Here is a 14,127-nt window from a genome sequence, read left to right on the forward strand (position 1 = left end):
CCAACTTAATGAAGGAAATTAACCTTAACAACGTTCGTCAAGTGATGAAACGTATAAATACAGCCACCAAACCCCAGCTGGCAGCACTGACCAAACTGAGCGTCGTAACAGTAAACTCATTAGTCAAGGAGCTGCACGAGTTAGGTGAGCTGTTCGAAGACTTGACTGTACCATCAAACGGCGGTAGGCCAGCACAAACTTATCGCTACAATTACAACTTCAGCCTCGGGCTGGTTATTTATCTGAAGGATAAAGAGGGACAGGTACTGATTTCAGCCACCGTTGTGAATTTGGAGAACGAGATTCTGGCGAAGGATGAACATATCATTCCAGTCTTCGAAAGACAATTTTTTTGTGATATTATTGAACACTCTATAGCCTTGTATCCTTCTATCAAGGTTATTGGCATAGGCATTCCGGGACAGGTTGTCAACGGCGAAATTAAAGTCAGCAGCCACCATGAGCTGACTGGCTCACGGATGATTCAAGAGATTGAGCAACAATTTGAGTTGCCTATCTTGGTTGAAAATGACGTTAATGCAGCTATCAGCGGATATTGCATGAACCAGGGAGAGGAAGAAGAACAGTACTTGCTCGGTCTTTACTTTCCAAACAGGTACCCACCTGGCATGGGTATCTATCTGAATGGAAAGATCCTTAAAGGTAATCAGGGTATGTCAGGGGAAATAAAATTCCTGCCCGACATGCCTGACTGGAGTCTCGAGATGGGCAAGGACACGTTCATCGATACTACCTGCCGGATTATCCAAACCCTGAATGCTGTTCTTGCTCCGGACAAAATTGTAATATATCAGGATAAGGTGGAATTAGAAATCTGGACATCTGCTTGGGAAGCTTATCAGCTTCGACATCCAATGCCCATTTATCCACAGATTGTTATGCAAGATACATTTCAAGAAGATTTCGAGGCCGGCCTGCGCTGGTTGACATTGAAGTCATTGGAGCCGGATTTGGTCGAGCTCCATTAAGAGGTTGTCCCATAAGTCATGAGATGAATGACTTATGGGACAAGCCTCTTTTTTTTAGGTGATCAATATGAGTATTGATCCAATTGCTGATATGCACTGCACACTAATGATACAGCTCCAGATCAGTGAATGGGTTGCTTGACAAAGGAATGCTTATATCGCATACTTCATACATAGACTTTATAAAGTATATTTATTAAGTGTATAAATGTATTTCTTTACGCGTGCAACGAATCATTTTTATCACGAGGGGGAAGCATGCTTGTCTACCTGGTTTTTGATTATTATATATCTGGCTTTTATCAGTCTAGGACTTCCTGACTCTTTACTCGGCTCGGCATGGCCCGTTATCTGGCCCGAGATTGGTTCATCTCTTGGCTCGGCAGGTATCGTGTCCATGATCATTGCGGGAGGGACCATCGTGTCCAGTCTCTTCAGCAAAAGGATGGCCGAGCGTCTGGGTACGGGTAGAATCACATTGTTCAGTTGTTTCCTTACTGCGGTTGCGCTACTTGGATTTTTCATTGCTCCATCGATGCTCTGGTTCATAGTATTTGCCCTACTAACATTGATGTTTTTGAGTACAGAGACGATTAATAGATTGCTGATAAAACCCACGCAAGGGAGGGGATAAAGAGATGGTTTATATCATTTTATGCGCAATCATCTGGGTAGGAGTGTATTTGAATCTAGCCGCATCGAAGGAATCGATGGATGTGAAGCCTATTCGTTCCGTGAATGATCTGTTTGAATAATCAAGGAGCAACGTAAAAAGCATTTGATCCTAGATCAAATGCTTTTTTGATAGTACAAAGACATTATCGTTTCAATTGCATAGTTATACTAGAATGAGGAAGGTTAGCCTTTTGAAGGTAAGTAGGGGCTAACAAGCTCCCCTTGGTTATATAGATTTATCATACAAGTAATCAACACCCCAAATCATTCCGTTACAGGCGGAATAGCTTGGGGTGTTTCATTTTTTATAGCGCTTATAATTATTAATTAAGTAAAACTATTGGTTTTGTGAAATATAGTGACTTACTGTTACTTTTGAAGCAGGAAAATATACATATATATTGAATACAAAACAACAAAGAGGGAGGATGAAAATGTCATACAGAGCAAATGCATTACGTTCGTCATTAACCCTAGCTGTTCCAATTATTTTAGATAGGCATTATCATTCTATAACTATGAAAAATATCGAATCCGCCTGGTTTATAGAGACGCATAAGGAATTGTTAGATTCAACATTCAGCACGATATTAATGAGTATGATAGAGGCACTGTTCTTGGATTCCTTTGGTTACGACCAATACCTAAACCTACTAGAAAAAGAGGGGGTGGAGCGAGGGATTTATACTGCAGAAATATTCGGTGATCATTTTGATATCTTACTTGAAATGAGCAAGGATTTAAACTTAATCGCTCAGAATATGATGTTTAAGATCATTGAAGAGATGGAAGATGATTCTACGACTCGATTGTTTTTTTATAATCGTTTAATGGAAAGCAACTGGACCGGTTTTACGGGCTTTGCAAAGGGGTATTTATCTAATAAAAATCAACAGATTGACAATTTGCATGAACAAAAAATTGCTGTTATGGGACAAATGGCAGCTGGTATGGCACATGAAATACGGAATCCGCTTGCTTCGATTAAAGGATTTGCCCAGCTTGTAAATAACAGGCTATATGAACCGGTGATCAAGGCGGATGAATTGCGTGCGTATCTGGATATAACCATTAAAGAGATTGATGCTCTGAACGGATTAGTAACGGACTTCCTAGTACTGGCTCGAAAAGGAGATAGTTCGAAAAATACCGGCGTAGTATATAACGTTATCGAGGTTATACATAGAGTTAATAACATCGTGAATCAACTCATACTTAGTGATGATATTATTCTTTCCGTGGAGTATTCTCTAGAGAAAGTAATGACGTATGGAAACGCCTCTCAACTAGAACAGGTAATCCTTAACATTTTAAAAAATAGTATCGATTCATTCACAGCGTTTAGAGGCAGAATAGACATTACAGTTAGCACCGCTAATGAGACTAACGAAATTATCCTTATTTTTAAAGACAATGGAGAAGGAATTCCACTGGATAAACTAAATCGAATATTTGACCCTTTCTTTACAACCAAGCAAAAAGGGACAGGAATTGGATTATCAATTTGTAAACAATTAATAGAAATGTATGGGGGACAAATTAAGGTAGACTCAGAAGTTCAGGTAGGTACTAGCGTGATGGTTATTTTGCCTTGGGTAAATGATTATCACATTTGAGGCTACGAACAATTTGAATGATTGAATGAAGGATGATAAATGGATCATCAGCTTCGGAGAGCTGATACAGCAAAAACAAACAAGCCTGGCACAGAAGCTCTTCAGGCTTGTTTATTATTTTTCATGCTGAAAAGGATCCTCCAAACGATACACAGTATCGCTATTCAAAAATACGCGTTCCTAAGAGGACGGTACAGCCTGTTCTACTTAACGCTAAGTTGTATCTCTTTTTCTTTTACAAACTTCTCCAGCACTCTAAAATCCTCGGTAACCTTTTTAAATGGTAAAGATTCCAATGCCTTATCCCGGTAATCCTTTTTCGCAGCAGCAGACAGACGGGAATCAAGTATGCTGAGTACACCAAGGTCAGTCTCACTACGGATCAATCGCCCGGTTCCTTGTCTTAACCGAAGCAGCATGTCCGGTACAAAAACGTCATTTAAGGGATCCTTCGTCAAAGATGCCTTATATTCATAGACAGGATCGGAAGGAACAGGGAAGGGCAGACGGAAAATAATTAACTGCGACAAATCAGAACCTTCGATATTCACGCCTTCCCAGAATACACCGGTACTAAGAAGGACGCCTTTACTGCCACGGAATTCAGCGATCACCCCGTCCTGAGACGATCCTTCTCTTTGAACATGCACCGCCCATGCTAACTTCTCGGATTTTAACTTATTATGAATGTACTTCATATCTTCCTTCGCTGAAAAAAGAACCAATGTCCGTCCGTCCGTTAAATTACAGAGCCTCAGCATTTCCTTGTATGCCGCTTCAAGATAACCTACCTTGTTCTGATGGTTGTAGTAAGGGATGTCCTTAGCAATATACAGCATGGTGTGGTTGTCATAATCAAACGGCGAAGCCTGGCGCTCCATATAATCTCCCTTGTAACCGAGCGACTGCGTCAGATATGCATATTGTTCCTCTAGTGTTTCTCCGGTTTGGCACATGGTTGCTGACGTTAAAATAACAGATGTTTTCCCGTTAAATAAGCTATATCTTAGGAACTGGCTTATGCCTTTAGGACAGATACTAATAGTGGCCTCACGCTGGGTATTGCTTCCCCAAATCAGGTAGTTATCCTGGACTCCGGCGAGTACATCAAAGAGATCTATAAGTCCGTTCATGGCTTCAAAAAGATTATCGATCTCTCGCTCATGCTTGGAAGTTAAGACGGATAAGCTGAGATTAAACTCTTTCAAAACCTGAGCCCCCCGCTTTAACGGAATCCCTGTGATCTCCGACACTTTTATCCGGTCATTATCCTGCTTGGCTGTTTGCAGCAAATCCGTTTCTACCTGTTTGAAAATATGACCCATGCATCTTTTCAAAAATTTAAATTGCGGCAAAAGGCCGTTATCTGCGGATTGCTTGAAGAGAATCTGTAAGGTGTCATCCAGAATACGGCAGGTTCCCCGGTATGTAAACTCGAGCGTTCTAGCATCTCTAACCTTTGCTTCCAGATTATGAGCTTCATCAATTACGATCAGAGCTGGCCGTTCAGTGATTAATCCCTTCGTTCCTTCTTTTTTCTTGATCAAATCACGGATGAGCAGGTCCTGGTTGACGATAATAAAATCCATGTCGCTGGCGTCGGCGTTAATCTTCGCTCTCATCTCGTAAAATGAACATGTGCTTTTATAATGGCATCGTTCAAATTTACAATCATTCACACAAACATTAGACCATACTGCATCACTAACCCCGCCCTTAATGTCTGCTCTCTCATCAATGTCATAATTCACAATACGCTGGGCAAGTGTAGATAGAGGAGAGCTTGAATCATCAGGTTGTAACAGGTCTGCTGCCCTGTATCGGCAAGCATATTGCCCCATGCCTTTTCCGACTACGGAGCGAACCGATGTAAATCCGAGCCGGCTTCCGATGAATCTCAGATCTTTATGGATCTGTTCTGAAAGTTGTATGGAGGATGTTGCAATAATGATCGGTTGTCTTGAGACTTGGTTAATGAGCAGGCTGGGTATGAGGTATGCAAAGGACTTACCGATGCCGACTCCAGCTTCAATCATTGCGTTTCTACCATTAATATAAGCTTCAGCGATATCCAGAGACATATCTTGCTGGCCGATCCGCTCTTTAAGTCCAATCCTGGGAAATCTATCATACATCCGAAAGATGGCATTGACTAAAGAGGGTTCGATGTCCTTTTTTAGCTCCTGCTTCTGTAATTTATATAGATCACTTAACCAGCTAATAACGACCGCCTCTTTTCAAAATCAATTTTCTTCCAGTCCCAGTTTTTTGGGTGAGGTTGTAATTATCATAGATGAAGCGCTAACAGTCAAGTGTCAGAATATAAAATAATGATTTTTAACCCTTGTTCTTCCAATCATTAGGGATAGGAAGTGCGTAGGATCACAAAGCATTTATTGGATACGTTTATACTCAATATATTAATTAAATTTGAAATATAAATTACATAAGAATTTGGAGGCTACGGGCATGGATCATTTTACTTTTACAGATATGAAAAAAATAAAGAGAGAAAATTTGGGTGATGCTGTACCCTTAGAGCTTTTCAGAACGATTAGACTTATTGGATTATACCAAGCGTTACCCATGAATGGTAAGGGCACAACGTTGACGATAGGAAGAAAAATTGGGGAAGAGTTTGGTGTTACCTCCGTTAATGAACTATTCGGGTTATTCGAACGAATGAAGATAGGGATCCCTATAATAACCCATGAAGATGACAAGGGAATGTCAATTGCAGTACACGATTGTTTCTGCGAAGGGTTACCTATTATGGAAGGGAAAATGGTATGTGACCTAGAGGGGGCCATTATCGAAGGAGCACTTAGCAAAATACGTGGGAAACGAGTTTCCGTCCGGGAAGTGAAATGTAATGTTCATGGGGATGAATGTTGTGAATACATAGTCAAATATTAAAATTTACGTGATATTTTGATCATAATACGGATGTTTGAATCAGATCTGAAAATGACAGAAGAACAGCGATTCTCCATCCTTGGAGAATCGCTGTTTTGATTTTTTGTTCAATTGTGATTAAGAAGCTGATTTAGGAGTAAACGCTCTACGAATAACCTTCGTCAATTCCATTAGGATGACGGCGCCGAGTGCCAGACCGCTTGCAATCAGCCAATCGGACATTCCGAATGAAGCTGGAATCGAGAAGATTTCTCTAACCCCTGGCAGAACCGCAATCCCGTAAAAGGCAAAGCAGACCAAAACGGCTCCGATGACGTATTTGTTGCTGAAAAACCCAGCTTCAATAGCTGTTTGACTGTTCGAGCGAGCGGCAAAGGTCTGAAGTGTACGAGACAGGATCAGGGTTGTAAATGCCATAGCCACGCCCATATCAGGGGAATGCTGGAGTCCGATATACAGGGATATAATTACGGCTATACCTATAAGTAGACCACGGGTAATAATAGCCTGCATCATTCCTCCGGCAAATATACCTTCCTTCAGTTCTCTTGGATTTCTGTTCATCACGTTAGGTTCAGGTTTCTCCATACCAAGGGCAATGGCGGGCAGTGAATCATTCGCCAGATTGATAAATAGAAGCTGAATCGCTGTGAAGGGATTAATCCAGTCGAAGATCAGGGCAAACAGAATGGCGATAATCGCACCCAGGTTGCCTGAAAATAAATAGGCGATCGCTTTTTTGATATTGTCGAATACCGTTCTGCCTACAGACACAGCATTCACAATGGATACAAAATTATCATCAGTCAAAATCATGGCAGCCGCATCTTTAGCAACATCGGTTCCACTACCCATAGCAACACCGATATCTGCTTGCTTCAAGGCAGGCGCGTCATTTACGCCATCACCGGTCATGGCTGTGATTTTGCCTTTTCGTTGCCACGCCCGGACAATTCTGATCTTATTCTCCGGGGAGACTCGGGCGTACACACCAATCTGCTCAAGCTTATTATCCAATTCTTCGTCGGACATGGCATCAAGCTCTTGACCGGTTACGGCAATTTCTTTTTCGGTCATAAGGCCGATATCACGTCCGATCGCTTGTGCGGTTGTCTTATGATCACCAGTAATCATGATGGTCCGAATTCCAGCCTTCTTGGATTCTGCGATCGCGCCATAGACAGCTTCCCGAGGGGGATCAATCATAGCTGTCAAGCCTACGAGCACCAGATTTTGTTCATCCTCAAGCCCCACTTCAGTGACTGTATTTGGTACAGTTTTGTAAGCATAGGCAAGTACACGTAGTGCTCTGCTGGAGAATTCCTCATTGGCTTCAATGAAACGATCAAGAACTTCCGGTGTCATCGGCACTTCTTGTCCACTTAGTAGTACATGCGTACAAAGACTAAAGAGTACATCTGGTCCGCCTTTAGTGATCATTGCTTTTTGTCCGTTAAAAGTGTGTAAGGTCGTCATTAGCTTGCGATCCGAGTCAAAAGGAAGTTCGGCTTCACGAGGGAAATTGTCGCGTATTTCCTTGTAATCTTTATTCATGCTGTTACTGAAGGCAATAAGTGCCACCTCAGTTGGATCGCCTAGTTCTTTACCATCCTCATTAATGTTAGAGTCGTTACAAAGCACGGCAATGTGTAGGAGGCGCCGGGCTTCCTCAGACCATTCTTCGGGCTCTTGATTGAATTGATCACGTTCACCTTCCGGTAAAAAGTAATCTACAACCGTCATTTTATTTTGGGTCAGAGTACCGGTTTTGTCCGTACAGATGACACTGGTTGATCCAAGTGCTTCGACGGCTGGCAGCTTACGAATAATCGCATGTTGCTTAGCCATTTTATTCGTACCTACGGATAAGACAATCGTTACAATCGAGGATAGAGCTTCAGGAATAGCGGCGACTGCCACAGCGACTGCAAACATTAGGGCATTCAGAATGGCTTCCGTGGTATCCACTGAATCATTCGACAGCCAAACACGTCCGGCTTGGATGGCAAAGATCAAAACGGACAGCACGATAATCGCTACACCCAACTGCTTGCTAAAGGTTTCGAGCTTACGCTGTAGTGGCGTCTGCTTGGCTTCGGCGCTCTCAATGAGTTCAGCGATTTTGCCGATTTCGGTTGTCAGTGCAGTTCCTGTTACTACAAGAGTTCCACGGCCATATACAACCAAAGAACCGCTAAACGCCATATTACGACGGTCCCCGAGTGGAGATTCCTTCGCGATGGTATCCGTATGCTTCTCTACAGCTTCGGATTCCCCGGTCAGCATGCCTTCATTGATCTTCAAGCTTCCCGATTCTATGATACGGCCGTCGGCAGGTACGAAATCTCCAGCCTCCAGTAATACGATATCACCGCGAACAAGCTCTCTGGCAGGGACGGTTTTTAAGGCTCCATCCCGCAACACTTTAGCCTCGGGTGCCGACATCTGCTGCAGGGCATCAAGTGAACTCTCCGCTTTACGAGTTTGGATGACACTTATAACTGCATTGAGAATCAACACGAGGAAAATGATAAGCGACTCCATAACTTGACCCATAACAATCTGGACAATGGCCGCAATAAGCAGTACGACCACCATAGGGTCCTTGAAATTTTCAAGAAAAAGCTTCCAGAGGGGATCTTTTTTCTTTCCTTTTAATTCATTGTAACCATCACGTTCCAGTCGTTTGTCGACTTCTGCCGACGTAAGCCCGTTAGTTGTACTCTGCACTTCCTGTAAACTGTCTGTTACATTCTTGCGGTAATACTCCACTAATGATAGCTCCTCTCCGCTGTGCTGTGTCTTTTTTTAGGTCTCATAAGCTTCGATTTACTGCATAAGTGCACATAACTGCGTGTTCTACACAAGTATGGTATATCAGTTCGTCAAATCAGTAGACTTCAGGACCTATCTTCAAACTTACGATTCAACTTGACGCAAGTTTCAAAATATGGAGCTTAGTATGCGCATATCTAAAAAAAGATCATTCGTAATCGTCCATATTGTGAAATCTTTTTAATGAATAGTATTGGATTACCTATGAAGAAGTCTTATTACATGGGAAGACATAGGGAATTCCTGGATCTTGCGTGTGTTTTCCTATGATTATGGGGGGTAACACCTTTAGTATTAGTATAGTTGTCAATTGTGTCGGAGTTGTAAAATGGTGTAAGCACATATGTAAGCGGTTACAAATGGGGGTGGATCTTTAAGAAAAAATCTGGCTATGTCTAAGTTACCAATGCTGTTATCTCATTTTAAAGGGCTGGTTCTAGAAAATTTAGGTGAGTACCTAATTTCCAAAATCACTGGAGGAGGAATGCAACAAATGAGTAGAATGTTTAAACAAGTCATCTCGATCTTACTCGCAGCTGCTTTGCTTATTCCGTCTAGCTGGCTGGCTCCGATTACGGAAGCTGCAGCACCCGATGCGACAGTACCATCAGACTCAGTAATGGTATATCACGAAACCTTTGCGAATGGCAAAAGCATCGCAGGCCAATCGGGCAGTGCTAGTCTTACGCCTGTCACCGATAAAGCATTTGCTGGCAATGCTGACGGAGCGGCTTTATATGTAAGCAACAGAACAAATAACTATGACGCGGTTGATTTCAAATTTAGTGACATGGGCCTAGAAAACGGTAAAACCTACATGGTGACCGCATCCGTTTATGTTGACGCTGATGTGACTGTACCTAGCGGCGCACAAGCTTATCTCCAAACCATAAACAGTTATAGTCTTTTGGCAAGTGTAAATTATGAAGCAGGTAAAGCGATCACCTTGACTAAAGAATTCACTGTGGATACGAGTAAAGATACGACGCTACGTATTCTGTCGGACGAGATTGGTAAAGCCGTTCCGTTTTACATTGGGGACGTCCTCATCACGGCAAAAAAAGCGGTAACAGAAACGGATAAAGAAATTTATCACGAATCTTTTGTGAGTGGCAAGGGTTTAGCTACACAATCAGGTAGTGCTAATCTAACAGCTGTCACCGGTAAGGTTTTTGCTGGTAATGCTGATGGTGCCGCATTATATGTTAGCAATAGAACAAATGACTGGGACGCGGCTGATTTTACATTTAGCGACATAGGCCTGGAAAATGGTAAAACCTACACGGTGACCGCAACAGTGTACGTTGATCCTGATGTGACTGTACCTAGCGGTGCACAAGCTTATATACAAGCGATAGGCAGTTATGCCCTTTTGGCAAGTGGGGATTATGAAGCTGGCAAAGGGATCACTTTGACGAAAGAATTCATCGTAGATACGAGTAAAGATACGAAACTTCGCGTCCAATCGAACGCGATAGGTAAAGCCGTTCCGTTCTATATCGGCGATGTGTTGGTTACAGAAAAGGTGACAGCAGAGCCGACACCAATACCAACACCAGAACCACCTAGAGATCCAGCGTTACCTTTTACCACGGTTACTTTTGAGGATCAAAAAGCAGGTGGTTTTGAGGGCAGAGCAGGTAGCGAAACGCTTACTATTACCGATGATGAGAATCACACGGATAACGGTTCATATGCTTTAAAGGTAGAGGGCAGAACGAGTACCTGGCATGGGCCTTCATTACGTGTGGAGAAATATGTGGACAAGGGCTACGAATATAAAATTTCGTTATGGGTCAAGCTGATCCAGCCTGCAAGCTCCCAGCTTCAGCTGTCTACCCAGGTTGGCAATGGAAGCAGCGCCAATTATGTACAACTGGCACCTAAAACCATCAGCGCAAATGATGGCTGGGTTCAGTTCGAAGGCACATACCGCTATAACAATGTAAGCAGCGAGTATTTGACCATTTATGTGGAAAGCTCAAGTAACAGTACTGCATCTTTTTATATCGACGACATCAGCTTTGAAAAAACAGGATCGGGTCCGGTTGGTATTCAAAAGGATCTGATTCCGATTAAAAATGCTTATGAAGATCATTTTTTGATCGGAAATGCAATATCTGCGGAGGATTTGGAAGGCGTAAGACTTGAACTTCTGAAAATGCATCATAATGTCGCTACGGCAGGTAATGCCATGAAGCCGGATGCGTTGCAGCCTACAAAGGGCAACTTCACGTTCACTGGTGCGGATGAGCTTGTAGATAAAGTGTTGGATGAGGGAATGCAGATGCATGGCCATGTATTGGTATGGCATCAGCAATCACCAGCATGGATGAATACAACATCAGATGCAGACAACAACACGATCCCCTTGGGACGGGATGAGGCTCTAGATAATTTGAGGGCTCATATCAAAACCGTTATGGAGCATTTTGGCGATAAGGTGATCTCCTGGGATGTTGTCAATGAGGCGATGAGTGATAACCCGTCTAACCCAACGGATTGGAAAACTGCACTGCGATCCGCCCCATGGAAGAGTGCTATCGGCGCAGACTACGTAGAGCAGGCATTCCTGGCGGCAAGAGAAGTTCTAGATGCGAATCCTGACTGGAATATTAAACTCTATTACAATGATTATAATGAAGATAATCAGAATAAAGCGCAGGCCATTTACAGTATGGTCAAAGAAATTAATGATAAATATGCGCTCACTCACCCTGGTAAATTGCTTATTGATGGTGTCGGCATGCAAGCACATTACAGCATCAATACAAACCCGGAAAATGTGGAGCGGTCCTTGGAGAAGTTTATTTCCTTGGGAGTTGAAGTTAGCATTACCGAGCTGGACATTCAGGCTGGAAGCAACTATCAGCTTTCTGAGAAGCTCGCTAATGCGCAAGGTTACCTGTATGCGCAGTTGTTAAATATCTTCAGAGCTAACGATGAGCATATCAAACGTGTTACCTTCTGGGGTATGGATGATAACACGAGCTGGAGAGCTTCTTCCAATCCACTGTTGTTTGATAAAAACTTGCAAGCCAAGCCATCATATTATGGTGTTATCGATCCTGATACGTTCATTGAAGAGCATGAGCCTGAAACGGTTGAAGCCAATCATTCGACCGCCAAATTCGCTGCACCTGTCATTGATGGAACGGTTGACGAGATCTGGAGCCAGACCGCTGAAATGCCGATCAACCGTTATCAAACAGCTTGGCAGGGTGCGAGCGGAGTGGCAAAAGCACTCTGGGATGATCAAAATCTTTATGTCCTGATCCAGGTTAGCGATACGCAGCTTGATAAGAGCAGTGTGAACGCACATGAACAGGATTCGGTTGAAATCTTCGTGGACCAAAACAATGGGAAAACAACGTTCTATCAAGAGGATGATGGGCAGTACAGAATCAATTTTGACAATGAGACTTCATTTAATCCCACAAGCATCGCAGCTGGTTTCGAGTCGGCGACTCACATTTCCGGAACAAACTACACGGTTGAAGTGAAGATTCCGCTTCATGGGGTAACTCCGGATGACGATACAAAGCTTGGTTTCGATGTACAGATCAATGATGCTAAAGACGGCTCACGTCAAAGTGTTGCGGCTTGGAACGATACAACCGGTACTGGATATATGGACACATCTGTTTATGGTGTACTTACCCTCAAGGGGAAATCTACCGGTTCGGAACCGACGCCAACACCAACGCCAACACCAACGCCAACACCAACTGGTAGTAGCAACACTGGTAGTGCAGTAACAACTCCACAGCCTGTAGCCATTGCAAACAAAGATGGTGTTGTTACGATTACACTGGAGGTGAAATCCGATAACGGGCGTGCCGTAGGCACGATCTCCAGCGACAATTTGAAAAAAGCGCTTGAACAAGCTACAGCAGCGGCAAACGGCAAGAAACGAATCGTAATCGAAGTGCCACAGCAAACGGATGCGAAAGTGTATGATATACAATTGCCAACCCAAAGCTTGATGGGGAAAGAAAACTTTGAACTATTGCTTAAGACGGAAAATGCTACAATCCAAATTCCAAGCAATATGCTGCCCGACTTAACAGACCTTGCTGAGCAAGTGTCCATACGCATAAGTAAAGTCTCTGCGGACAGCCTGAGTGCAGCTAACCGTAATTTGATTGGCAGCCATCCGGTTATTGATCTAAGCGTAGTATCAGGCGATAAAGTCATTCCGTGGAATAACCCTAACGCACCTGTCACGGTATCCATTCCGTATACACCGACAGCGGAGGAGCTAAGTAATCTGGATTTAATCGTTGTTTGGTACATCGATGATAAAGGCAACGTAGCTCCGGTTCCGAACGGTCGATATGATGCTGCAACCCAAACGGTTGTATTTCAAACGACCCACTTCAGCATTTATGCAGTAACCTTTGTAAAGAAAAACTTCGGAGACCTGCAGAACGTATCTTGGGCAAAACAAGCCATAGATGTTATGGCAGCTCGCGATGTCATCCAAGGCACCAGCATGAATAATTTCTCACCTGCAGATTCTATGAAGCGAGCAGATTTCATTGCTCTTCTTGTCAGAGTGCTTGAACTGAAGGGAACGGGAAAAAATGCAGCATTGTTCAGCGATGTCCAAAAGACGGACTATTATTATGATGAACTGGTCATCGCGAAGGAACTGGGAATTGCCACAGGCTTTGAAGATGATACGTTCCGACCAAATATTGAAGTCTCTCGCCAAGATATGATGGTGCTGACTGTGCGTGCGCTAGCGGCATCCGGTAAGCAAATCAAGGCGAGTGGAGCTTTGAGTGCTTATCTGGATGAAGCAAGCATCTCCAGCTATGCGAAAGACAGCGCATTATTGTTGGTCAAATTCGGAGTTGTGAACGGAAAGAACGATAGAATTGCGCCTAACGACACGCTTACCCGTGCTGAAGCAGCAGTTATCTTGTACCGCATCTGGAAGCTGTAGGCTAGCTTTGAGAGAAAGTCTTTATAGGCGGTTACAAGAAATATCAAAAAAAACGTAACGACAGAAAACAGCGATTCTCCCATCCATGGAGAATCGCTGTTCTTGTTTTTGTATAGAACACAACGGATATGGGCTATGCCAGAAA

At 43.2% G+C, this 14,127-nt stretch carries 6 protein-coding genes and 1 pseudogene; 5 read left to right on the plus strand and 2 right to left on the minus strand.

The window, feature by feature from the left end:
- Window positions 1–8: 8 nt before the first annotated feature.
- The 3 genes and pseudogenes from MKX60_RS26530 to MKX60_RS26540 all read left to right on the plus strand — a co-directional run bounded on the left by MKX60_RS26530 (window position 9) and on the right by MKX60_RS26540 (window position 3,280).
- On the plus strand, window positions 9–989 hold the full coding sequence (locus MKX60_RS26530; protein ID WP_371916469.1) for an ROK family protein: 981 nt from the start codon (window positions 9–11) through the stop codon (window positions 987–989).
- 262 nt (window positions 990–1,251) lie between these two features.
- A pseudogene (locus MKX60_RS26535) lies at window positions 1,252–1,551 on the plus strand (MFS transporter); the annotation flags it as partial.
- Between the two features lie 547 nt (window positions 1,552–2,098).
- Complete coding sequence (locus MKX60_RS26540) at window positions 2,099–3,280, plus strand: sensor histidine kinase (protein ID WP_076298177.1); 1,182 nt, start codon at window positions 2,099–2,101, stop codon at window positions 3,278–3,280.
- A 203-nt stretch (window positions 3,281–3,483) separates the two neighbouring features.
- On the opposite strand, the gene MKX60_RS26545 is transcribed toward MKX60_RS26540, so the two are convergent.
- Complete coding sequence (locus MKX60_RS26545) at window positions 3,484–5,361, minus strand: ATP-dependent DNA helicase (RefSeq protein WP_341061451.1); 1,878 nt, start codon at window positions 5,359–5,361, stop codon at window positions 3,484–3,486.
- Window positions 5,362–5,749: 388 nt separating this feature from the next.
- On the opposite strand from MKX60_RS26545, the gene MKX60_RS26550 reads away from it, so the two are divergent.
- On the plus strand, window positions 5,750–6,196 hold the full coding sequence (locus MKX60_RS26550) for a V4R domain-containing protein (RefSeq protein WP_076298175.1): 447 nt from the start codon (window positions 5,750–5,752) through the stop codon (window positions 6,194–6,196).
- 117 nt (window positions 6,197–6,313) lie between these two features.
- Here MKX60_RS26550 and MKX60_RS26555 read toward each other — a convergent pair whose 3' ends face one another.
- The gene (locus MKX60_RS26555) at window positions 6,314–8,968 is read right to left on the minus strand and encodes a cation-translocating P-type ATPase (protein ID WP_341061452.1); all 2,655 of its coding nucleotides are present in this window, start codon (window positions 8,966–8,968) and stop codon (window positions 6,314–6,316) included.
- Window positions 8,969–9,524: 556 nt separating this feature from the next.
- On the opposite strand from MKX60_RS26555, the gene MKX60_RS26560 reads away from it, so the two are divergent.
- Complete coding sequence (locus MKX60_RS26560; RefSeq protein WP_341061453.1) at window positions 9,525–13,982, plus strand: endo-1,4-beta-xylanase; 4,458 nt, start codon at window positions 9,525–9,527, stop codon at window positions 13,980–13,982.
- Window positions 13,983–14,127: the final 145 nt, after the last annotated feature.

Source organism: Paenibacillus sp. FSL R5-0914 (assembly GCF_038004525.1).
GTDB lineage: Bacteria > Bacillota > Bacilli > Paenibacillales > Paenibacillaceae > Paenibacillus_AQ.